Origin of the sequence: Salinimonas sediminis, assembly GCF_003429285.1 — a bacterium.
Lineage (GTDB): Bacteria > Pseudomonadota > Gammaproteobacteria > Enterobacterales > Alteromonadaceae > Alteromonas > Alteromonas indica.
In genome coordinates this window covers 3,557,294-3,579,928 of record NZ_CP031769.1, presented here as the reverse complement: position 1 = coordinate 3,579,928, position 22,635 = coordinate 3,557,294, and the positions used below count along the sequence as shown (strand labels likewise).

At 47.9% G+C, this 22,635-nt stretch carries 19 protein-coding genes; 8 read left to right on the top strand and 11 right to left on the bottom strand.

What is annotated here, in order from left to right; all coding sequences use genetic code 11:
• Positions 1-16: 16 nt before the first annotated feature.
• The 6 genes from cyoD to D0Y50_RS15695 all read right to left on the bottom strand — a co-directional run bounded on the left by cyoD (position 17) and on the right by D0Y50_RS15695 (position 6,601).
• Entirely contained in the window at positions 17-373 is a 357-nt protein-coding gene (cyoD, locus tag D0Y50_RS15720) for a cytochrome o ubiquinol oxidase subunit IV (RefSeq protein ID WP_108567319.1), read from the bottom strand.
• Positions 373-1,005 carry a cytochrome o ubiquinol oxidase subunit III gene (cyoC, locus tag D0Y50_RS15715; protein ID WP_108567320.1) on the bottom strand — a complete coding sequence of 211 codons (633 nt, stop codon included), beginning with the start codon at positions 1,003-1,005 and terminating at the stop codon, positions 373-375. The genes cyoD and cyoC overlap by 1 nt, the downstream gene beginning before the upstream one ends.
• Positions 1,002-2,990: a cytochrome o ubiquinol oxidase subunit I gene (cyoB, locus tag D0Y50_RS15710; protein ID WP_108567321.1), complete on the bottom strand. Its 1,989-nt coding sequence runs from the start codon at positions 2,988-2,990 to the stop codon at positions 1,002-1,004. Before cyoB ends, cyoC begins: the two co-directional genes overlap by 4 nt.
• 2 nt (positions 2,991-2,992) lie before the next feature.
• Positions 2,993-3,943, bottom strand: coding sequence for a ubiquinol oxidase subunit II (cyoA, locus tag D0Y50_RS15705; RefSeq protein WP_108567322.1), 951 nt, complete (start codon positions 3,941-3,943; stop codon positions 2,993-2,995).
• 165 nt (positions 3,944-4,108) lie between these two features.
• The gene (locus D0Y50_RS15700) at positions 4,109-4,525 is read right to left on the bottom strand and encodes a hypothetical protein (protein WP_147318257.1); all 417 of its coding nucleotides are present in this window, start codon (positions 4,523-4,525) and stop codon (positions 4,109-4,111) included.
• 840 nt (positions 4,526-5,365) lie between these two features.
• The gene (locus D0Y50_RS15695; protein ID WP_117318812.1) at positions 5,366-6,601 is read right to left on the bottom strand and encodes a mechanosensitive ion channel family protein; all 1,236 of its coding nucleotides are present in this window, start codon (positions 6,599-6,601) and stop codon (positions 5,366-5,368) included.
• A gap of 428 nt (positions 6,602-7,029) precedes the next feature.
• Between D0Y50_RS15695 and D0Y50_RS15690 the strand changes: the two genes are divergently transcribed.
• Positions 7,030-8,238 (top strand): TonB-dependent receptor, encoded by a 1,209-nt coding sequence (locus D0Y50_RS15690; protein ID WP_117317873.1) that lies wholly within the window; start codon positions 7,030-7,032, stop codon positions 8,236-8,238.
• The gene (locus D0Y50_RS15685) at positions 8,226-8,675 is read left to right on the top strand and encodes a hypothetical protein (RefSeq protein WP_232366285.1); all 450 of its coding nucleotides are present in this window, start codon (positions 8,226-8,228) and stop codon (positions 8,673-8,675) included. Before D0Y50_RS15690 ends, D0Y50_RS15685 begins: the two co-directional genes overlap by 13 nt.
• Before the next feature lie 420 nt (positions 8,676-9,095).
• Here D0Y50_RS15685 and D0Y50_RS15680 read toward each other — a convergent pair whose 3' ends face one another.
• Both D0Y50_RS15680 and D0Y50_RS15675 read right to left on the bottom strand, forming a co-directional pair.
• Complete coding sequence (locus D0Y50_RS15680; RefSeq protein ID WP_232366284.1) at positions 9,096-11,186, bottom strand: EAL domain-containing protein; 2,091 nt, start codon at positions 11,184-11,186, stop codon at positions 9,096-9,098.
• Positions 11,187-12,004: 818 nt separating this feature from the next.
• On the bottom strand, positions 12,005-12,850 hold the full coding sequence (locus tag D0Y50_RS15675) for an acyl-CoA thioester hydrolase/BAAT C-terminal domain-containing protein (RefSeq protein ID WP_117317871.1): 846 nt from the start codon (positions 12,848-12,850) through the stop codon (positions 12,005-12,007).
• 729 nt (positions 12,851-13,579) lie between these two features.
• Between D0Y50_RS15675 and D0Y50_RS15670 the strand changes: the two genes are divergently transcribed.
• Positions 13,580-13,852, top strand: a complete 273-nt coding sequence (locus tag D0Y50_RS15670; RefSeq protein ID WP_117317869.1) for a hypothetical protein — start codon at positions 13,580-13,582, stop codon at positions 13,850-13,852.
• A 107-nt stretch (positions 13,853-13,959) separates the two neighbouring features.
• Here D0Y50_RS15670 and D0Y50_RS15665 read toward each other — a convergent pair whose 3' ends face one another.
• Together D0Y50_RS15665 and D0Y50_RS15660 are read right to left on the bottom strand one after the other, a co-directional pair.
• The gene (locus D0Y50_RS15665; protein ID WP_170145530.1) at positions 13,960-15,021 is read right to left on the bottom strand and encodes a transporter substrate-binding domain-containing protein; all 1,062 of its coding nucleotides are present in this window, start codon (positions 15,019-15,021) and stop codon (positions 13,960-13,962) included.
• A gap of 99 nt (positions 15,022-15,120) precedes the next feature.
• Positions 15,121-15,960 (bottom strand): carboxylesterase family protein, encoded by an 840-nt coding sequence (locus D0Y50_RS15660; protein WP_117317865.1) that lies wholly within the window; start codon positions 15,958-15,960, stop codon positions 15,121-15,123.
• A 627-nt stretch (positions 15,961-16,587) separates the two neighbouring features.
• Here D0Y50_RS15660 and cspE point away from each other — a divergent pair.
• Positions 16,588-16,794, top strand: a complete 207-nt coding sequence (gene cspE, locus D0Y50_RS15655; RefSeq protein WP_108567327.1) for a transcription antiterminator/RNA stability regulator CspE — start codon at positions 16,588-16,590, stop codon at positions 16,792-16,794.
• 102 nt (positions 16,795-16,896) lie between these two features.
• Positions 16,897-18,228 (top strand): DEAD/DEAH box helicase, encoded by a 1,332-nt coding sequence (locus D0Y50_RS15650; protein ID WP_108567328.1) that lies wholly within the window; start codon positions 16,897-16,899, stop codon positions 18,226-18,228.
• Positions 18,229-18,354: 126 nt separating this feature from the next.
• Here D0Y50_RS15650 and D0Y50_RS15645 read toward each other — a convergent pair whose 3' ends face one another.
• Positions 18,355-19,212: a helix-turn-helix domain-containing protein gene (locus tag D0Y50_RS15645; protein WP_117317863.1), complete on the bottom strand. Its 858-nt coding sequence runs from the start codon at positions 19,210-19,212 to the stop codon at positions 18,355-18,357.
• 161 nt (positions 19,213-19,373) lie between these two features.
• Here D0Y50_RS15645 and D0Y50_RS15640 point away from each other — a divergent pair, with 161 nt between their 5' ends.
• From D0Y50_RS15640 to D0Y50_RS15630, 3 genes are read left to right on the top strand one after another with little or no spacing between them, the layout of a single operon-like run.
• Entirely contained in the window at positions 19,374-21,179 is a 1,806-nt protein-coding gene (locus D0Y50_RS15640) for an acyl-CoA dehydrogenase (RefSeq protein ID WP_108567330.1), read from the top strand.
• A gap of 40 nt (positions 21,180-21,219) precedes the next feature.
• Positions 21,220-21,708 (top strand): MaoC family dehydratase, encoded by a 489-nt coding sequence (locus D0Y50_RS15635; RefSeq protein ID WP_117317861.1) that lies wholly within the window; start codon positions 21,220-21,222, stop codon positions 21,706-21,708.
• A gap of 3 nt (positions 21,709-21,711) precedes the next feature.
• On the top strand, positions 21,712-22,635 hold the full coding sequence (locus D0Y50_RS15630) for an SDR family NAD(P)-dependent oxidoreductase (RefSeq protein ID WP_117317859.1): 924 nt from the start codon (positions 21,712-21,714) through the stop codon (positions 22,633-22,635).

Here is a 22,635-nt window from a genome sequence, read left to right as displayed (position 1 = left end):
TGTACCAGCCGTGAGGCTAGTACATCATCATCGCGTTGGACTCGTAGATAATCCACACAGATAAACCTACGACCATAACAATAACTAAGGCACTGAATAGAAACGAGAACGTGCTGGCACGCCCGTCTTCAGTAACAAAGTTTAAGTGCAGGAAGAACTTCAGGTGAACCCACAACTGGACTATCGCCGCAACAACGACGGTCCATAGGGTGGTAGATTTCGAAAAATCACCTTCCATCACTGCCCAAAATGGAATCGCTGTCAAAATAACCGACAACACAAAACCAATGACATACGACTTCGCATCACCGTGATCCGCTGCTTGCTCCTCAGCGCGCCCTGGTGTTGCAGAATGAGAATGACTCTTGCTCATTACATTGCTCCAATCAGATAGACAACGGTAAATACACAAATCCAGACGATGTCCAGGAAGTGCCAGAACAGGCTCAAACAGCTCAAACGCGTCACTGTGTGACTACCCAAACCGCGACGGGCAACTTCGATGATCATAATCGTCATCCAAATTAAGCCAGCGGTAACGTGGGCACCATGCAAGCCAACCAACGAGAAAAACGCTGTTAAAAAGGCGCTTTCCTGCGGGCCATTGCCGTTAACAATCAGGTGATGGAACTCATAGATTTCCATGCCAATAAATACCGCACCAAATGCAAACGTCACCCCTAACCAGGTTAGAGTTAACGCTTTCTTTTGGGCGTGCGCAGCAATCATCGCAAAACCAAACGTGATACTGCTCAACAGTAGTGCTGCTGTTTCCACAGCAACAAAGTCCAGCTCAAAGATGTCCTTGCCAGACACACCACCGGCAGTGTTCATGTATAACACCGCGTAAGTAGCAAAAAACGATGCAAACAATAAACAGTCAGTCATCAGGTATAGCCAAAAGCCAAATACCGTATTACCGCCAGTATCGTGATGTTCGTGGTCATGGCTGTCGCCATGACCTCCTGCATCGTTAGGATTTAAGCTTGATGGAACGGAACTCATGCTGTTACCTCTTTTGGCGCATTTTTCAGGTGCTCATGTTCAATTCGTTTGATTTCATCAGGTTGGACATAGTAGTCCACGTCGCTGGTATAACAGCGTTTAATGAAGAAACCGATGGCACCTATCAAACCTATTGGCGCTAACCACCAGATATGCCAGATCATGGCAAAACAGAATACCGTCAAACTGGCACTGATTTGGATACCAGCAGGCGTATTCTTCGGCATATGAATCGGCTCATAATCTTCATGACGCTGATACGCCTCGCCTTTTTCTTTCATATCCGTCCACGTATCGATATCGTTTACGTGAGGGATTTTAGCGAAGTTGTAGAACTGAGGTGGAGACGCAGTCGACCACTCCAGTGTATGACCATTCCACGGATCGCCCGTAGTATCGTCTAACGCTTCACGGTTAATAAAGCTAACGACCAGTTGAATAACCTGGAACAGGATACCAAAGGCAATAACCACAGCACCGAATGCTGCAATATATAGCCAGATATTCCAGTCTGGGTTATCTGTGTGGTTCAGGCGACGAGTCATGCCTAAGAAGCCCAATACGTATAACGGCATAAAGGCTAATAAGAAACCAATCTGCCAGCACCAGAACGACGCTTTACCCCAACGCTCGTCGAGTTTGAAACCAACAGCTTTAGGGAACCAGTAAGCAAAACCAGCCAGGTAGCCAAATACCGCACCACCGATAATCGTGTTATGGAAGTGAGCAATCAGGAACAAGCTATTATGCAATACATAGTCGGCACCAGGGATCGCTAACAATACGCCGGTCATACCGCCGATAGTAAAGGTTACGATAAAGCCAAGGGTCCACAATACCGGCACGGTAATGCGTAAACGACCACGGTAAATCGTGAATATCCAGTTAAACAACTTAACCCCGGTAGGGACGGCGATAATCATCGTCATAATGCCGAAGAAGGCATTTACATTGGCGCTGGAGCCCATGGTAAAGAAGTGATGCAGCCATACGATGAAGCCAAGAATCGCGATTGCCCCACTGGCGTAGACCATCGACTTATAGCCGAACAAACGTTTTGCCGTAAAGGTAGAGATAATTTCAGAGAAAATACCAAATGCAGGCAAAACCAGAATGTATACTTCAGGGTGACCCCATGCCCAGAACAGGTTGATATACATCATAGAATTACCACCAGCTTCGTTAGTGAAGAAGTGGAAATCCATATAACGGTCCAGGGTTAACATCGCCAGTACCGCAGTCAGAATCGGGAACGATGCTGCAATAAGAATGTTCGCCCAGGTACAAGTCCAGGTAAAGATTGGCATTTGCATTAGCTTCATACCCGGTGCACGCATCTTAAACACAGTAACCAGGAAGTTAACTGCGGTCAGTAGCGTACCAAGTCCGGATATCTGCAAGGCCCAGATGTAATAATCAACACCCACCCCCGGACTGTATTCAAGCCCTGATAACGGCGGATAAGCTACCCAACCGGTTTTCGCAAACTCACCTAAACCTAGCGAGATATTAATCAGCACGGCGCCGCCTGCGGTCAACCAGAAGCTCAGGTTGTTCAGGAATGGGAAGGCAACATCACGCGCACCGACCTGTAACGGCAAAATGATGTTCATCAGACCAATCATAAATGGCATTGCCATAAAGATGATCATAATGACACCGTGTGCCGTGAAGATTTGGTCGTAATGTTCTGGTGGCAGATAACCTTCGGCCCCATTCGTGGCCATAGCTAATTGCGTACGCATCATAATTGCATCGGCAAAACCGCGCAGTAACATTATCAGCGCAAGAATGATGTACATAATACCAAGGCGTTTATGGTCGATGGAGGTAATCCAGTCGTTCCACAACATGCCCCATTTATCGGCTTTGGTTAAATAGACAGCTAATGCTATGCCTAGTAATGCCACCACCGATAACGCAACCATGATAATAGGTTCATGGTACGGCACCGCTTCAATTGTTAATTTACCTAAGAAAGACATTATTACTCCTCGGCCCCACTGTCATGAGCGCCTGAGTGGTGCGACATTTTTTGCGCGCCTTCATGGTGCCCCTCGACTGCATTGTTCGGTTTGCTGTAGTAGCTCATTTCACCGTGATCTTTCATATATTTCATGATGATCGTGTTGAACAGGTTGTCTTCTACATCAGCAAAGTAAGTCACCGGGTGGTATTCGGTTGGTTCAATCAATGCCTTATACTGGGCTTGATCCAACTCGCCACCTTGCTGCTTAACCTTTTCAACCCACGCATCAAAGTCGTCTTTGGTTGGCGTGGCGATAGCGTCAAACTGCATACCGGTAAAGCCTGCACCGCTGTAGTTAGATGAAAAGCCATCGTAAGTACCAGGTTCATCTGCAATCAGGTGAAGTTTGGTTTCCATTCCCGCCATTGAATAGATCTGGCTACCTAATTGTGGAATAAAGAACGAGTTCATGGTGCTTTCAGATGTGATCTTGAATTTCACCGGTTTATCAGCCGGGAAAACAAGTTCATTTACTGTAGCAATACCCTGCTCAGGGTATATGAACAGCCATTTCCAGTTTAGTGAAACGACCTCTACAGTCATGTGCTCACCCCGGCCTTCAATAGGCTTGTAAGGGTCTAACGCATGCGTAGACTTCCACGTGATGATACCCAGCACGATAATGATCAGGACTGGAATAGACCAGACAGCTGACTCAATCTTCACTGAGTGGGCCCATTTAGGCGTATAGACTTCAAAATCCCGACTTGCGCGATATTTCCAGGCGAAATAGAGGGTCATCACGATAACCGGAATGACAACGATGAGCATCAGCAGTGTACAGATAATAATCAGCCACTTTTCTTCTACACCAACTTGTCCTTTCGGATCGAGAACCCCGCCACTACAACCTGCTAGTGTCAACGCGATGGCGGTAAGAGCAATTTTACTAAGGTTACGAATAAGCAAAGGAATTTTCCTACAACCCAGAGGTTTACTATCCTGCCGTTCCAGCGTGCGGAACGACGCTCAGATTTCAGGGAAAACACAAGGTAATCCCAACATTTTAAGCACGTCGATACTGCGCCCAACTTGATACCCGCTCCAGGAATGGGTAGCAAACAGGGCGCATTATCAGCCGTGGCTTAAAGGGGGTGCGCGCGAGCCATGAGTAAGTTGACCACGTTGGCTAGCGGCAAATATTTGGAGCGTTCTTACAGTTTTACTGAAGATAACACCCGCCCGGCGGGCCGGTGTACTCGTAAACAAGCTGTTGAGTAACGCGCTGGTGAAAGAGTCGCGCATCAAACTGTAGGCCACCAGTAAGCCCAAAAAAGCTACGGTGACAGGTCCAATGAAGGGATTTTCGATAATGGCAGATACCACATCGGTAGAGTCAGCTAATGAACCACATAGCACTAAAAAAAGATTCAACGACGCAATAAACATCGTCATGCCAAAACCACGGCACAACCAATACGCGCACGTACCAGCATTCTGCGCAGGCAGAATGCTCATAAAGGCGGATGACATTGTGGACAGTAGTGACATTAGTCTCACTCTATTTATAAATTGATGGCGAAAAATTCACCATCAGAGAAATTTGCCGCGAAAGGATAGCAAAATAGCTGACTAAGGGAAACGAGATTTAGCGGCTTTGAAGTCAACATAATGTGGATTTTGGTAAATAAAATGTTAAATAATTTTTATGTCATTGTTTTTAGGTACGTTTACCAATATTAAGTTTAGTTCACACAGCAATGCGTTAGTCCTAAAAAGGCTATTTTATGGGAAGATGTGTATGCAATTTGACGCATGATACGGGTAACAGGTCTCAAACCCACATTACGGGTAGTTTAAAAAACAAGCAAAACAATAATGCTGGGGTGTATTATTGGTAATGCGCTCTTCCTCATAATCTTAATAAGCGACTAATCACCTCGATAAGCAACCCGCCGCGCCAGCTATTAACGCCTTTACGCTTGACCTGGGAGGGCGTAAAGCATGCTGTCACCCGCGCTGGTGTGCTCCACCCATCATACGCTTCCCCCACCAATACACGCTGGTGTCGCCATAGCGCAAAAGCGTTTAAAACCAACCCCACCGGTATAGCTAATTAACACACGTAGCGTTAAAAAAGCCAACCGGCGCAGCGTGAAGGTAAACTAGCGGGGGGCGTATTCTATAGGGTTATTTGAATAAACAGACAAACTGAACCACCGCGTGGGATAGCGAGGCGCAGGTCGCGTTCTGTGGCCTGCTTATGGCTGGTGCTACGTTAACTCCAGGCTGAGCCAGTGTTTTCGCCAGCCGCCACCAAGCTAATGTAAGTAAGCTTACGCAGGCCTGGCTGATGAACCTGCAGGGTATTTCCAACAAACTCCCTAGGCGCTATTTTTCGATGATGCGTACTTCACGTTGTGGGAATGGGATATCAATATGATGCTCCCGCAACGTTTCGAATATAATCAGTAACAAGTCACCGCCAACCCGGTTTTTGCCGTCATCCACCCCGTCCATCCAAAACTCTACAAACATATTGACACCAGAGTCGCCAAAGCTGTCAATTTCACAGTCAGGGCGCTCTTCGATAGGCACTGTGTTACCGGATAATACCTGGGGGTGCTCGGCCACGACTTCTTTAATAATTTCTACCATTGAGCGGATATCGGTGTGGTAGGCCACCGAAAAATCTATTCGGTAACGTTGCTTGGGGTCTTTGTGAGTCCAGTTGATCAGCAAAGAGCTAATAAACTTCTCGTTAGGTACCAGGATATCTTTACCATCGTAGGTTTCCAGTACGGCATAGCGCATTTTGAACTCGCGTACAAAACCTTTACTGCCGTCTTCCAGCTCTACGTAATCGCCGACGGTTAGGGAGCGGTCGATAAGGATAATAATACCGGAGATAAAATTAGAGGCGATAGACTGTAAACCGAGACCCAGCCCCACACCCAGCGCCCCACCAAATACCGCCAGCGCAGTCAGGTTTATACCCATGATGTTAAGCAACAGCAGGAAAATTATACAAAACAGGGCAACTTCGAATAACTTGGCAAAGACTTCCTTGGTAGTAATATCTAGGTCGTGCCGGTTACGAATGATATCTTTGCCCATGGTATTGGAGGCCCGGCCTAGCCAGAACAGCAAAGCGCCGAATACCAGGACCCGGGCCACCCCATATGCAGATACTTCGACATTGCCTACCGACAGGGATATAGACTCAAGCGCTTTGGTTACAACCGGCAGAATGCCGATTAAATGCATAAATACGATAGGCAGGCCGACCCAGCGTAAAAATAATGCTACCGCACGGCTGCGAACAAACGCGCGTATGCAGGAATTCAGAAACAGCAGCACAGCCAGGATAAGTGCGATTTCCAACAACCAAGGATCGAATTGAAATTCTGAGCTTACAGTAGAAGACAGCTTAAGAAGCGTTATGGTAAATAACGGGAACAAGGTGCCGCCCAGCCGATACCCAAACCAGTGCACCGAATGCGCGCCCTCACCAGGCGTGGTATGCATAAAAGGAATTTTGTTACGTACCTGTACCGCTACAATAAAACCCACCACATAAATTGCAGCAATAATACCCAGCTGTAAAAGAAACTCTGGGCTGGTCATGGCTGACCCGGCGTTAGCTAAGGTTTGCTGAGCGGCAAGGGTAAGATTATTCAACGACAGCATCCTTGGTTACCTTGTGTTCTATGTGTCTTGAAGAGGGGCTTTGTAGCGTGATCTGCCAGTAAGGTAAAGTAATTTATCTATACCTATGCTAAAACACCACCCTTTGTTTAGCCCTTTGGCTCAACTATACTCATTTATATAGTCAGCGTCCGCTGCCCGTAATCGCAGGGCAGGGTAGATGTGCCGCTCCGTAAGGTTTTATACATGCTCTAAAAAACCATACATAAACTGGCTAAATAGTATTTATTCAACAATAATTGTGGCAAAGAAAATAGCTAAACCATAGGTGTTAACCTTTTGCTATCACAGCTTGTCGCGCTATTCGGTATCGTGTTTTATCAGGTATGTTTATATTGAAGATAACAGTGACCCCTTTATTTTTGCGTGCTTTCATTCATTACTTGTTTATCGGCCTGTGCACCTTAACGCCGTGTTTTGCGATGGCGGCGCTTGCGCCTAGTGCAGAAATTTCAGGTTTCGCCCGTTTTATTGGCGGGTATCTGGATACTGATGGGGCAAAATATCAGGGCTATGACGATGCGTTAAGTGCTTCTCAAGCCTCATTGATAGGGATACAAACCAATATTGCACTCACCCCGGGCTTATCTGTATCCGGGCAGTTATTAATGCATTCGTCCGCTGACCGCGATAGCGGTGTGGAATGGCTCTATATGCGTTACAGCCCCAACGAAAATTGGCAATTTAAGGCGGGCCGTCTCCGTACGCCGGTACTGCGCTACTCTGATGTTATTGATGTTGGTTTTGCATATCCATGGATATCTGCGCCCCAGCAACTATATAGTGGCTATTTGTTCTCCCATTATGAAGGCGCGAGTGCGCGCTACCGGACCCGAGTGGGCCAGGTGGGAATCAATCTTGAAGGCTACTATGGCCAATATAAAGATGACATCAATGCTTCTGATGCCTCGTACTCTGCTAACGTGGAAGGGCTTTACGGCGGCATTGTCGATGTTATGTATGGCCGGTTGCAATTACGTTTTGCCTCATTGTTCGCCCCTGATAGCGATACCGACAATGCACAAATAGACCCCTTACGCGATGCTATGCTTCAGGCCGGCTTTAGCCGGAATGCCAAAGTACTCGATTTTAAAGGCGATGTTGACCTGTATTTAATGGGCGCTAATTATGAAACATTGGATTGGTTTGGCGCGGCGGAGTGGATGAAAATAAACTCGAAGCTGGAAGTATTATCCACTTCCACCAATTATTATGTCATGGTGGGACGCTATTTTGGGGATGTTCAGTTGCATCTGACTTATGCTAATTCACGAAATACGCGCAAGACGATTGAAAACGAAATTCCTATCGGGCTATCTGCTCAACTGGACCAACTGGCGTTGGTCTTTGACCAGGTTATCGGCGCTTTACCACAAGATGACCTCTCCACATATACTGTCGGTGTGCGGTGGGATGCACGGCCCAATGTGGCGGTTAAACTGGAATGGTCACATTTACGGGGCGACGCGAACAAGGCATCTTACTTCACCCATATTCAGCCAGGTTTTGACCGGCAGGCTAATTTATTGCAAATGGGGGTAGAATGGGTATTTTAATCAAACTGCTGCCCACAGGCTGGCGCAGAACACTGGGCGCTCTGCTAATCAGTGCTATTTATTCAACCGGCAGTCTTGCTGATTCCCAGATAATGGTAGTCGCGAATGTCGGCGCAGCGCCACCCGCATTGGAAAAAAGTGAGATACGTAATCTTTTTATGGGGGGAGTAAGCCAGCTTGCGTTGCACCCTGTTGCGCTAACGCCGGGCACGCGCGAGCGTTTAATTTTCAATACCCGGATTGTAGGGCTTACTGAATCAAGAGTGCAGTCATATTGGGCTCAGATGCGTTTTAGCGGCAGAGAAAAGCCCCCGGTAGAAGTCGATTCGGTAAATGCAATGATTCGTTACTTGCTTAACAATGAAGGCAGCGTGGGTTATGTTCCGGCCAATACGCCGTTACCGGCTGAGCTAACGGTATTGTACAAAGCCGGCTAATCGCATTGAAGACAGGTCATATAAATATTTATGGCGCCATTGCTCTTAGTGTCGCTACCCACGCCGTCGTTTCCCTGATACAGGTTATATGATGTACTACTGTCTGGGTTTATTGGCCTTACGACAAAGCCGGACTGTTATAGTTTAAGCTAGTGTTGATGCTGCCGCCTAAAGCGCGTAAGCAGGTTTCTGGCTACCTGCCGGCCACCTGCAACAATAGAGTATAAAAGACGCAAAGTTACAGGCCAGGGTGCTAGCTATAACTGCGGCACTAAGCTATGTTTGCGGCGCTGCAAAAGCGAGTCACATATCACTAGGGGGTAGCTGTAATCAGCCTTCGCTCACCGCCGCATAAGGTTAATCAGGTTTTCACCGAAGTTGCGCGAGGGTACAGGGCTTTAGCGAAATAAATGAAGGGGTTTAGCTAGAAACGATATTTAACCGTTGGCAATCCCCTTTTGCCGCATTCGCTACCACAGTCGATAGAGGCTCAGGCCGGCCATACAGATAACCTTGTAATAAGTCACATTTGTGGTGGATTAAAAACTGGGCCTGTTCATGGGTTTCCACGCCCTCCGCGCAGACTGTCAGCTTCAGGTGGCGAGCCATTTCAATAATGGTATTTGTAATAAGGCCGGAACGCTTCGACGCGCCAATCTGGCTGGTAAACTGCCGGTCAATTTTCAAAGTATCAATATTGAATTCGGTCAAATAGCTTAACGATGAATACCCAGTGCCAAAGTCATCCAGAGCAATTTTACAGCCAAATCCCCGCAAAGTTTCAAAAAACACATTACCGGCGTGAAAGCTTTCTAAATAAGCAGACTCTGTGATTTCAAATTCTACCGTAGATGGCGCAATCGGTAGCGATTGCATTTTCTCTACGATAAATTCAGTTACCTTCGGATTCTTTAAATCATGAGCAGAAAGATTGAGAGAAACCCGGATAGCATCGCCATACGCCGCTAGCAAGGCAGGCAAGTCACGGCAAACTTGCGTCATCACCCAGCGCGTGATCATAGAAATTTTGTCACTTTGTTCAGCAATAGGAATAAACTCGTTGGGCGGTACAAATCCCAGTTCTTTACTGGACCAGCGGATCAGGGCTTCAAAACCCTGTACCACGCCGTGACAGTTCACTTTTGGCTGATAATGCAGCGATAGCTCGTCCGACTCCACTGCGTAAGCAATATTGGTGGCAATTCTAACCATTCGACGGTTGTCATCCTGCATTTCCTGAGTAAACAGAGTAAATTGCCCGCGACCATTTCGCTTTGAACGGTACATGGCAATATCGGCATTGGTGACCATATCTGAGGCCTGATAATCGCACTCGGTGGCCAGCGAAATACCGATACTAACCCCCGTATATATTTTCCATTCATCCACATGGTGGGGCCTTGAAAGGTTGTCGATTAACCGCTGGGCAACCTCTTTCAGTTGGGTAATAAGCGGATTATTGCTAAGCATAATAATAAATTCATCGCCCCCCAAACGGCCCAGAATGTCGCCTTTACGTAAGCACTCACTAGCGATATCGGCAGCTCTGCATAAAAGCTTGTCGCCAACGTCGTGGCCAAAAGAATCATTTACTAATTTAAACCCATCCAGGTCCAAAAACATCAGGGCCAATTCCCGATTGTCCCGTTTCGCCCGCGCTAACTCAATGGACAGGCTGGTCATCAGAAACTGGCGGTTAGGTAAACCGGTCAGGCTATCAAAATTGGCTAACTGCTCCATTTGTTCCTGTTGCCGCAACAGCAATGCATTTTTTTGGCGGTTCGCTTCCACCTGGCGGTTAATATCAGACATCATGCTGTTGAAGCCGCGGGTAAGTTCGGCAATCTCTTTTTTACCGGTTTCCTCCACAGCTACGTCGTAGTCTTTGGTATCTTCAATCCGGCGCATTTTATGTATAAGTTGGTGTAGCGGGGATAACGAGCGGCGTTGTAGTTCTAGTACTAAGATAACCGCCACCAGAACTAATAAGCCGGCGAAGGGTAATACTGAGCTGATTAGCTTGGCCTGACTGCTACTAAGGGCCTGAGATAAGTCGTATGAAATAATCAACCGGCCCTGCGAGTATTGTGGGTCGCCAATGCGCTTTACTACAATTATACAATCGGGCGCAATATCGAGCCCAAAAGGTAATTTTAGTAATAGCTCGTTGGTCAGCTCCCGATGGCGATATAGGGTACCCGATTGCATTATTTGGGGGCTATGATAAGCGCTGAGCAAGTCGCCTTGGTTATTGAATACTTTGGCATATTCAATATGCTCATACTGATCCATTCTGAGCATAGTGCGGGCGATTGAAAAGGTATCAGACTGCTCACCGATAAACGGCAGTAAGTCGTTCGCTAAATTTTCCGATAGCGACTCTAATTCTTCGGCAACAAATTCCTGATACAGCTCCTCATAAACGTTTACCGAAAACCATAGGATTAACGTGCTCACGAGCGTAATGGAAAATAAGGTGATCGCGGCGATCTCTGAACGTAAACTCTTCACTCAGCGGTCTCAAAAGTAGGCAATGAATGGTTAGGCCTGGAATGCTAACTTACGGATTAAGTTTAGCGCACATCCAAAAATTTTCCGTAAAACGTCACTATTAACTATGAGTTTTTGAAGGCATATAAGCGCAGCTCTCTTATGCGGTGACCCTACAACGCCCTTAATGACCCTCTTTAAGAACCTTCCACTGGATAGCGCGAAAGATACCCACCTTTAATAGGGTAAATGGTATACGGCAGGTGCGTAACGCTTTGTTTGGTAGCGATAGCGCGAAGTCGATGAACGGTGCGCATGCCCGCCTGTTCACTGAGCCGATACTGACCCTAACTCTAAGAACGGAGTGAAAGCTAACCTTGCCGGGCGGTTTTGCCCAGTATTGCTACCATACACAGGTACTGATTATTAAACCCTATCCACGCAAAAAACCGATAAGTTTCCGTAACCGGTGATGATAAGTCCATTCTACAAGGCGGTTAAGCCGGCCTGTAACGTATGGCTCAGCTCACCTCGCAAAGGTGCAGCAGGTATGTGCAAAGCTAACCAGGCAGGTGCGCTGAAAAATGCCGGCAACCAAACGAAGTGTTTACCGATGCTGGGATATTCGCGGCGAGGTTCTTTTACCTTGGTGATACATGCCCGTTTGGCAAAAAGGGGCTAGCTATACACCCAGGGCCATAGGACAGGCAATGCCACTTGCAATCTTACCCTGGTGACTTCTTAAGGCGGTAACAGGCGGGCTGCCTGCCTTTATATTGAATCGGGTTATACGAGTAAAGTTGGGTTACCGAGGATAGATTATCGCCCCGCAGTGTGATTCAGTTGCTATGCATTTTTTCCGTAAAATGCTGATATAGGGGATCGGATTGGTCTAGAAATTTATAGTCTAAAAGGTGGCCTAGCTCGGGAAAGTTAAAGTGGTGACAACGGGATAGGACATTTTTCTCCATCCGCCGACAAACCGCCTTTGCCATCTGGTTAGACGGCCATATTTCATCCTGACCTCCTGAATATAGAAAAACGCTGCCGTGGATATTTTCCACTGGTATCGTCGCCTGGCCATTGTCCGTTCTGTTAGCTAATGACTGGGTATACAAATCTATTAAACCGTCGACTGGACCGGAAGGGGCAAACGCTATGTGGGGGAGTGGGGTATTGTTTTCAGTCCAGCTTGAACCTGGCGTCTTCTGCCAGTCTTGTAAAATGCCAGCCCACACCACCGAGCTGGGGGCGATGGCTACCACATGGTTAAAAATAGGATCCTTGGCAGCCAGTAGTAACGATAATTCTGCTCCCTTCGACCATCCTACTAAAGTGATATGTTTAGCCAGCGGGTGTTTTTGTTGCAGCCAGGTTTTGGCCTGTTCAAAGTATTCCAAAGGAATATATTCTAGTTCGTCTGGCAGCTCACCCATATCGAAATAAGCAATGGCCAGCACAGGCCGACCGGTCTGAACAATAACTTCAGCAAGCTTATGCGCGATGCCGCCTTCGGAGCCCCCCAATACAATTACCGGGTTAGCCGCGCTAGCCGTCTGAGCTGGATAATAACGACCAGCAAACCCATGTTGCGCTAGTGACAGCGTGTCGCCGTGGGCAGAGAAACTACCAAAGAACAGGCCCAGCCCGGAGATTATCGGTAGCAATAAGGATTTCATATCCATGAAATTTTTCTTCCTTAGGGGGCATAGGTAACGGGTAATATTTGCGTAAGCAAAAAAACGCTATGCAGGATTGATGCTATTATAGGTTGAACTTGATACGGGCTACTAAACATAGCAGATGAACGGAATGGTTAGCTACCTGAGCACAGACTTACCCCTACTGCTTCCTGCGTTACATTGCGAACTATCGTTATGTTTAAACTATCCTCATATTTAGCGATAGGCGCTTTAACATCCCGTTAGCTGGCCGTTCATTCCGACGTTGTGTGACTTCATTACGTTAACGGGCCGGTGGTGGTCAGCCACTGGTTATCCCTACTGCCGGAAAACTATCGGTGACGATGGGCCGCTGTATACATAGAGTAGATACAATAGGTAGGGAAGGGCGTTAGCCACCTGCTACGGCAATAACATGGGCGCAAACCAGCTAAATAGCTAAGACATCGTCAATTTACTTATCTAGTATAAATTCAGCTAACCGTTTATCGCGTTGCTGACCCCATTAAAGGTACCGTGTCCACACTAAGTAAGACATAGGTTATCACTGCTATAATTTAGTCCGTCATAATTTACTATCGCCACGATAGCGATATGCACGAAAGAGTCATGAAAAGACGAATTTGTGGTGTGAAACTGTCCTAAACGGGGGTTAAATTAGCCTAAAGTTTAATAGTGTCTTCTATCTGTATGTCATATATTTAATTATCGAAATTGGATGTAGGGCAAGCAATGAACTTTAACTACGCAGAACCTGCTTGTCAGAGTAACGCGTCCTTATGGGACGGACTATCCGCTTTTTGCATTATGCAGGCCTTGGTGGTTAAAGAAGTGTCCGACTACCATTCCAACGGGCCGATCCATGCCGTGCTCGACAATGGCGTAACGCTGTGGTGCCAATCTAGCTCAGTTAACGAAATACTTATATGCCTGTGTGAAGGTAGCCAGGAAAAGCTGTTTCAGCTGTTTTGGGCGACCAATGAGTGGCGTCTTCGACATTTCTAAAAGCCGGTAAGCCGTTAGCTGCGCGTTCCCATTTTGTCGGCTTATTGCTGTTTACCCACAAAACTATCAGCGGTTAGCGCTAGCATCACAGCGCTAACCGAAACGATTTAATCACTACCCAGTAAATTCTCGACCTTTTCGCGCCATTCGTCGGTATCAATAATCCGTAGTAGAGTGGTATTGAACTGTTCTCGTAACGGGCTACCTTCAGGTAAAGCGATGGCGTAATCCTGCCGATCGATCACATCAGGTAGTACCATAATGTCATCTTTATAGCCTTTGTTGATTTGATACTCCAGAATGGGTTTGTCGTAAACCAAAGCATCGGTCTGGCCTTTTTTCATTGCGGCGAGCGCTTGAGGAACCGAGTCTACAGTGGTGAAATCGATATCACGGTGGGTTAAAAAATCGGCGCTGGCAGAGTTCGCCAACGTTGCAACGTTCACATCGGGCAGGTCCTCTACCCCTTGTACCTGTGTTTCCAGCTGGCTAACCGTTAAACTGGTTGCAATCGCGGCGGTAAAACTGCTGATCAGAATGATTGCTGCAAACATCCAGATAAATCCTACCACTCTGCCTGCGGGAGTGGCCGGCGCTTTATCGCCATAGCCTACCGTGGTCATGGTGACCGCGGCCCACCAGAAGCCTGCACCTATACCTTTAGCCGCCCCTCCGCCAAATTGCTCTTGGTTGCCATGGCGTTCAGTTAACCAGACGATCACGCCCACTATGAACAACAGTAAGCACAAACCGCCAAGTGCCACAAAAAATTTCCAGGAAAAAAAACCGGAAACGGCAGACATCAGGCGGTTCTCGTCCTTAGGGACAGCAATCGCCAAGCCGGTAGTGTAAAACGGATGGGTGAAATCGACTCTGGTTTCGCGCTCAGCATTGACGGTAAGTGCGGCAATGGACGCATCGTATTGGCCCTGCTCAAGCCCACTGATTAACGCATCCAAATCGGTTTCCACATAGCGGTAACTGATATCCAATTCATCGGCTATCTGCTCGAACAGTTCAATGCTAATACCGGCAAACTCACCTTGCTCGTTTTTGATAACAAAGGGGGGCGCTTGTTTGGTGGCAATGACCATTTCATCAGATTGGGCCTGGCTGTTGAGCGAAAAACACCCAAGCGTCATCAGTAGGGCAACTATCACTTTGTACATAAGCATCCTTAGGGTTGCTAAAACATTAATAAATTCAATAGGCTTTTTACCCGCTGTGGGTAAAAGCTGTTCAGTTTTTGCCGGATAAACAGAGCCGGGTTATGGCCGCTCAGGTACCACGCTTGGGTGCAAAGACTGCGCCATCAACCAGGAAAGGAAATCTTCCTCTGATAACGCTTTGTCCCACGAATTGTGATTTGTCGCAGGATATACTTTGCGTTTAATGTAATGAATTTTACCCTGGGCAGCGTTAGCTACTGCGGCTGATAGCGCAGGAACCACGATATCGTCATCGGCTCCGTGATATATACGTAAACTCAGGCTCTCACGATAGGCATTAACAATAGCCGGATTGGCCCCCGGGCAAATGGCAATGGCGGCAGCAAAGGTATCAGGCTGGCGGGCAAGTAACTCCAAGGTTCCCATACCACCCATAGATAGTCCGGCCACGTACACCCGCGAATTATCAATAAATCTTTTTTCGATAAGCCTGTCAGTGAGGGCCATTACGCCTTGCAGCGCACCGGTTGGCGCTACCTCATTCGTGCCGGTATAAGGATAGTCAAAACGATAGGGCAGTGAAGACCGGTCGGCTTTCACTACAGCCCAGTAATCATCGCGGGGGGCCTGCGGAAACACCACCACCGCAGGAAAGCGCGACTGCTGCTGTACAAACAACTGACCCCCATTGATGAGTTGGCGGGTATTGTCACTACCGCGCTCACCGGCCCCATGTAAAAAAACGACTAACGGGTATTGTTTGGTTTCGTCAAAATGCGCGGGAAGCAATAAGCGATAGGGCATGGTGTGTCCGCGCCAATAGAATGTACGTTTTAGGTATTGCTGTTGCCAACCAGTATCCGGCGCCGCATTTAGCGGTGTAACTAAGCAAAGAGCTAGCAGACCAACAGCAATTAATTCACGTATTCTTTTATCCATATTCTAGCCTGTGAACTGGGTATTATTGGGTTAACATAGCAGGCATAATCGGCAAAAGTAACCAGCAAAGTCAGCAGGGAAAAACAAAAGCCCGGTTGTTACCGGCTGTGTACCCGGTGGTTGAAAAAGGGCTGATACTTGCTATTGGCGATAACCTTTCCCTGGCGGTATGTGTTTTTTTAATTATTGCACATTTTTTTCTTGGCCTGGTTTATTGATGCAAACAGACTGGATAAAGCGCCGCCGCGTTCCTTCACCAAAAGGCTGTATTGCTTGCAGGGCAAGGGCGACAGCGAAATAAGTCGCTGTGGTTATGCTATTGCTGTAGCGATCTGGGCAGCCCGGTTACGGCGGCAATACCCCCGAAAATATGCATTCATTCTAAAAAGAACAAAGATTAGGCTGGCGCATCGGAAAAAACGGTGCTAGTATTTGTCTCGCCTTTAGAAGGTTCTATTTCTATTTGATAAATGCTTCTTTACGTTAGTTTCTTGTTAGTCCCCTCGTGCGATTCACATTTAGACGTCTACCGATTTAAGCCTGCTGCAAAACAGATAGCCCTTCAGTGCATAGCTGGATGTTTAAACGCATCCAACAAATTATTATTTATTCTCCAAGGAGTTATCCATGTCTACAACAGGCACAGTAAAATGGTTCGATGAAACTAAAGGTTTCGGTTTTATTACACAAGCTGACGGCGGCAAGGACGTTTTCGTTCATTTCCGTTCTATCAAATCTGAAGGTTTCCGTACTCTGACTGAAGGTCAAGAAGTACAGTTTACCGTAGAACAGGGCAATAAAGGTCCTCAGGCAGCCGACGTGGTTGTTCTGTAAGCTATTGCTTTCTAGTTGCAGGCACACCGTGTGCCTGCAATTTTCCTCTCTTCATATTTTACAATTACCCCCCCTTTTCTATTATCGCCATCCGAGGTATTAATGTCGTTTTCCCAGTTGGGTCTGTCAGCCCCGCTTCAACAAGCTATTGAAAAACAGGGCTACACCACGCCATCTCCCATTCAGGAGCAAGCCATTCCTGCTATTTTGTCAGGAAAGGACGTACTGGCCGCTGCACAGACTGGAACTGGCAAAACTGCAGGCTTCGCCTTGCCATTGTTGCAACGTTTGGAGCAGGGTAATAAACCTGCTGCCAATCACATCCGTGCTCTTATCCTTACCCCTACCCGCGAACTGGCGGCTCAGGTAGAGCAGAGCGTACGTGAGTACAGCGAGTTCTTACCGCTGAAAACCGCCGTGGTATTTGGCGGCGTAGGAATTAATCCGCAAATGAAGCAGTTGCGCGGTGGTATTGACGTACTGATTGCAACGCCAGGCCGTTTGCTCGATTTGTTTCAGCAAAATGCAGTGAAATTTAGCGCCCTTGAAACATTGGTGCTGGATGAAGCCGACCGTATGCTAGACATGGGTTTCATTCATGATATTAAGCGTATTTTAAAGCTGCTGCCGGCTAACCGTCAGACATTGCTGTTTTCTGCAACGTTTTCGCCTACGGTAACAGCTCTGGCTGAGTCAATTACCAAACAACCGATAAAGTTGTCTACGGCGCCAGCGAATACCACGGTGGAAAAAATCGACCAGCGCTTAGTGCCGGTAGATAAAAACCGTAAAATACCTGCATTGATTTCGCTGGTTAAGCAGAATAAATGGTCTCAGGCGTTAGTCTTCAGCCGTACTAAGCATGGGGCTAACCGAATTGCCACCAAATTGGAATCCGCGGGTATAGCCAGTGCCGCTATTCATGGTAATAAAAGCCAGGGAGCCAGAACTAAAGCGCTAGCCGCCTTTAAAGATGGCTCTATTAAAGTGCTGGTGGCAACCGATATCGCAGCGCGCGGTATTGATATCAGTCAGCTACCTATAGTAGTTAACCTGGATTTACCAAACACTGCTGCAGACTATGTGCATCGAATTGGCCGTACCGGTAGAGCTGGCGCATCTGGTCAGGCATGGTCACTGGTGAGCGCCGATGAGCTTGATCAATTAAAAGACATTGAAACGTTGATTCAGCAATTGTTACCAAGACAGACGCTGGCAGGATTTGAGCCTCAATTGTCGGTAGCGCAAACTACGTTATCGCCGCCTAAAAAAGCGAATAAACCGAAAAAGCCAAAAGCGGGCTTTAGCGGAGAGCGCGCAAACCCACGCGGGGGCAATGCGCGTTCCAACGGCGGCAATCGTGGTAATAATAGCGGCCAGGCCCGTCGTCGGCCGTCATTATCCACCCGGCGTAATACCGAAAAAAGTGTCTAATATTTCACGTGGAGATACCAAAAGCAGCCTTCCGGCTGCTTTTTTGTTGGTCGGCAGCACCGCTATGTAACCAGTCGGTAGTGAGCTGATAGCCGCCAACGGCGTTGAATTGCATAACGGTTATGCTCAGTAAAATAACCGAGGGTGGTGAACATGGCGCGTGGCTGGCGACATAGGTGTGGCATCATCGTCTTCCGGGTAGAGCGTGTTTATGGTAAGCCGGGGCTCTGAAACATACGCATTCGGCCCTAATGCCCCCACCGTCTGACTCACACTGAAAAACCGTTGCAGCTTGCCCTCAATTTCAAGCTCAATTCGAAAGCTAGCCATTGGTGCTAACTGGGCAGCCCGTTGGGCCCAGTTATCGGGTACCGCATTCGTGCGCATCAGACGTTCCAGTAAGGCCTCAATATCAGCATCAGGACGCAGCAGCACTTCTTGTTGCATACTCATGAGTATTAATGAAAGGGCGTCCTGCAAGGCTCCGGAAGCGGGCTGGTTACTGTGTAAGCTAAACAAAAAGTCAAAATGATTGGAGACCCCCGTCAGCGCATTATGGCCCACCATTGGCGTATAAAAATTAACCCAGCCTTTATTCACCATCATAATGTTCCCACTGCTATTTATCAGTACAGAAGGGTAGGGGTCAAGTGCTCGCAAGGTTAGTTTCATGGCTTTACGTAACCACTTAAGTTCAGCGCTGTGAAAATCAACTTTGGCAGGTTGAGTGATAAAGCCGGCGGCGATAAGTAAATGGTGCGTGTCCCTTTCCAGCAAACCTAACTTATGGGCGAGTTTGTTGACCATCTCCATACTCGGATGTACATGGCCATTTTCCATTCGGCTAATATGCCGGGGCGAAGAGTCGATGGCATAAGCCAGCGTCTCCTGACTTAATCCATACACAGCTCGCCAAAATTTCAGCAAGTTACCGAAGGGGAGAGGGGGCGCTAAGGGCTTTCCAAATTGTGCATCCTGGCTCATCACGCGGTTAACGGTTCCTTATTCTATGTATAAATTTGCTAGGCAAATAGCTAGTTTGACCTCTCAGGTCATGTTATCCCGACGTTAACCCGGGAACAATAAAATATACTTGGCGCTAACTCGAAGAGCAGCGCGTTGCGATAATCATGAATGAGGAATGTATGGCGGTATCTTTGTTAAATGAACGAGATTTGGAATTTATGTTGTATGAGCTGTTTGACGCCGAACAGTTATGCCAGCGCGCGCGTTTTAGCGAGCACAACAAAGAAACGTTTGATGCCGCCATGGAAACCGCAAAAGCCGTGGCTGAAAAATATCTGTTACCCATACGTCAGCAAACTGATTTAGTGAAGCCTGAATTTGACGGTAAAAAAGCCCATCTACTGCCAGCCATAAAAACCGCAATGCGCGCAGTGATAGACTCTGGCCTGGCCAGTGCCTCTGCTGACTTTGAGCACGGCGGTATGCAACTTCCCTCGCTAGTGGCGTGTGCAGTAAGTGCGCATCTTACTGCCTCAGGTATGAGTACAATGGGATACACCACGCTCACCAATGCTAACGCTAACCTCATTCAGGCACATGGTAGTGCGCAACAAATTGAGACCTGGGTTAAGCCAATGCGCGAAGGCCGGTTCACCGGTACCATGGCCATGACCGAACCAGGCGCAGGCTCCGGGCTGGCGGACCTTATTACACGCGCGGTAAAACAGGATGACGGCACCTATCGTATTACCGGCAACAAAATATACATCTCTGGTGGCGATCACGATTTAAGTGAGAATATCGTGCATTTGGTTCTGGCCCGAGTAAAAGGGGCTCCGGCAGGGGTAAAAGGTATTTCTTTATTTATCGTACCTAAGATAATGGTTAACAACGACGGTACCTTAGGGCAGCCCAACGATATGGCACTGGCAGGACTGTTTCACAAAATGGGGGGCCATGCGATTACCTCCACCGCGTTAAGTTTTGGCGAAAATGAGGGGGCAGTAGGCTATTTGGTGGGCCAACAGAACAAAGGGCTCACATATATGTTCCACATGATGAACGAAGCCCGCTTGTTTGTAGGAATGGGGGCTACCGTAATGGCGTTGGCGGGGTATCAGTACTCTCTGAACTATGCCAAAGAGCGCCCCCAGGGGCGTCTAATGGCAGAAAAGAACCCAGCCTCTGCGCCGGTGAATATTATTGAACACAGCGATGTGAAACGGATGCTTCTGGCCCAAAAAGCGTATGCAGAAGGAGCGCTTGCGCTATGTTTATTTGGCGCTCGTTTACATGATGATGAAAAAACTCAGCCGGAAGAATCCGCCCGGTTGGCGGCGCATACCTTACTGGACTTTCTGACCCCTGTAATAAAATCATGGCCATCCGAGTTCGGGTTAAAGGCGAACCATTACGCCATTCAGGTATTGGGGGGCGCGGGCTACACCAATGAACACCCGGTAGAGATGTTTTACCGCGAAAATCGTCTTAATCCTATCCACGAGGGGACCACCGGAATTCAGTCGCTTGACTTGCTTGGCCGCAAAGTACCAATGAATAAATTCGCCGGATACCGGGCTTGCCTTGAAGCCATAGAGGCTACCTGCCAGGAGGCCACTGAACAGTCAAAACTAAAGCCTTACGCAGACCAGTTACAGCATGCGCTCCAAACATTGGATAGCGCAACTCAAGCGGTAATGGGGGCAACGCAAACTATGAATATGGACGCAGCGTTTGCAAATTCTGCTAAATACCTGGATATCTTCGGTCATGTAGTGATTGCCTGGATGTGGCTAAAGCAGGGCATTAAGGCCCAGCAGGCTTTAGCTTCCAGCCTGCACACTACCGATTACGATTTTTATCAGGGTAAGTTGCACACAATGCAGTTTTTCTTTCGCAGTGAACTGCCGGAGATTGAGCACTGGGCCAGCCTTGTCAGGCGTCTTGATACTACGAATTACGATATGCAAACGGCCTGGTTTTAACCCTGAGGCAGCGTAGCTTGCCTCATTATAAGGATCGGCGATGAAAACGGTTACTCAACAAGAAATGTTAAATAGCGTGGGAACGGTACTTGCGCCCACAGACTGGTTCACTATTACCCAGCAGCAAATTAATGCGTTTGCAGATTGCACACATGATCATCAATTTATTCATGTGGATGAGCAACAAGCCAGCCAAACCCCGTTCGGCAGCACAATTGCCCATGGATTTTTGACGTTGTCGATGTTGTCGCATTTCGCAGAATCATTCAGCTTGCAGGTGGAAGGGGTAACCATGGGCATCAATTACGGTTTCGATAAAGTCCGGTTTATTGCGCCGGTCGCTGTAAACAGCCGAATCCGGGGCCATGCAAAAGTACTGGCTGTCAGTGAAGACAAACCTCACCAGTTTAAAGTAACCCATGAAGTCACTATAGAAATTGAAGGGAACGAGAAACCGGCGTTGATAGCGCATTGGATTGGTTTGCAGTTAGTCAGTGATACCTCACTACACCAAGCACAGGGGCAATAGAATATGACAGTTTCATTTGAACATCAGGTGGCAATTGTCACCGGCGCAGGCAATGGTTTAGGCAGGTCTCATGCTCTGGCCCTTGCGGCACGTGGTGCGCGCGTGGTGGTGAATGACTTTGGCGGGCAACGCGACGGTACTGGTGGGTCGTCCCAGGCTGCTCAGGATGTGGTCGCTGAGATTGAAGCCGCAGGTGGAACGGCCATCGCCCATGGCGCTAATGTGGCTGATTATGCCCAGGTAAGTGATATGGTTAGCCACGCTATGCAACAGTGGGGGCGGGTAGATATTCTCATCAACAATGCTGGCATACTGCGGGATAAATCTTTCTCTAAAATGGATATCGCTGATTTCGCCGCGGTCATGGATGTTCATGTAATGGGCACGGTTAACTGTACCAAAGCCGTGTGGGATATTATGCGTGAACAAAATTATGGGCGTATCCTGGTAACCACTTCATCCAGTGGTTTATACGGCAATTTCGGGCAATCAAATTACGGGGCGGCGAAAATGGCGGTCATTGGGTTAATGAATACATTAGTTCTGGAAGGAGCGAAGCATAACATCCGCGTAAATGCGTTAGCCCCCACCGCAGGTACGCGCATGACCGCAGACCTGCTTCCAGCTGACATCTTCGCTATGCTAACTACCGAATCTGTTACCGCTGGGGCGTTAACGTTGTGCTCCGCCGAGGCCCCCAATCGGATGATTTTGTGTGCCGGCGTAGGCGGCTACGCCACTGCGCGCATTGTTGAAACCGAAGGTATATTTTTACCCGAAACAGAACAAAACCCCGAGACGGTGGCGGCTCACTTTAACGATATTCAAGACCCGCACGGGCAGCATGAGCTTACAAACGGCGGGAAGCAAGGCGAGAAGTTCTTGGCAAAGGCTATGGCCTATGTGCAGTCTCAGCAGCGCCAATAA